This window comes from Oleiphilus sp. HI0128 (assembly GCF_001635365.1).
In genome coordinates, this window is the sequence record NZ_LWGG01001446.1 from 1 (window position 1) to 1025 (window position 1025).

A 1025-nucleotide genomic window follows, 5' to 3' on the forward strand; every position below is an offset into this window, starting at 1 on the left:
AGGCACTTTTCGCTTATTCAGTTGCTGCGACTAACCTTGGTCAGCACGGCTTGGCGCTCGAAGCTTTAACGTTGTTGAAAGAGCGCCCACAATTTACGCCCTGGTTACAGCAAGTGCCTTATGCTTTGTCCTATCTGTACGAGCAAATGGGTGAAACAAAGCTTGCACTCCAAAGCTACCGAGTGGCTGTTGAGCATTATGAATCTTTACAAGAGCGTTTTGGCAGACAAGCACAAGAGGTCGATGAGTCGCGTTTGATTGCCGCCTTGAACCTTTCACGCCCCTTAGGTGATGCGAAGTTAGTGAATGATGCCTATGGCATGCTAAATGTTCAGCCTAATGACTATAGCTTTGCACACCTTCTGGCAACGGATGCGTTTCAGCGCCAGGTAAGTGAGCTGCATGAGCTGTATAAGTTAGAAGAATCTTTATCTCAATGGGCTAGCCAGCTGGACTCATTCGACACCATGATGGCAACGCGTATTGCGCTTCGTGAAGACAAAATACAGCAAACAAAGCAAGCGATGGAGAACCAGGACGCTGCACACTGGGAAGATGAGCAGGACAGGTTTGCTGCGGCGATTAATCATGCCAGCGAGACTGAAGACTTGCGATTCTTTATGAATGAGGAGCAGATTAAATATGCCAAGAAAATTGAGCAAGCCGAGTCATCGTTAGCACTTATTCCACATGATCATCGCAAGCGTAGCCGTTACGAACGGCGCTTGAATCGAGTTAAAGCCTATTACGATTGGTGGTTGAGTGAGTCCTTTAGTGACAATCGTTGGCAGGCGGTCAAACAACTTCGTGCACTCGATCGTGAAATGGCAGAATTTAATGAATATCAAGCTAAGTTACGTTCAAAACTGGAGTCTGATGGTGGCAATGAAGCGCTAGCAAAGAGAGTTTCTGAAGGAAGAGAGCAGCTAGCGCTAATTAGAACGGAGTTAGACCAGAGTCTTGCGCAAGCAAGAAATAAACTTGTTGCTTTGGCCAAACAGGATTACGAAAAGCAAATCGCTGAA

1 protein-coding gene is annotated in these 1025 nt (G+C 46.5%); it reads left to right on the forward strand.

The window, feature by feature from the left end:
• Positions 1-1025, forward strand: a 1025-nt coding sequence (locus A3763_RS29155; RefSeq protein WP_197483083.1) for a hypothetical protein, incomplete at both ends; no start/stop codon positions are given.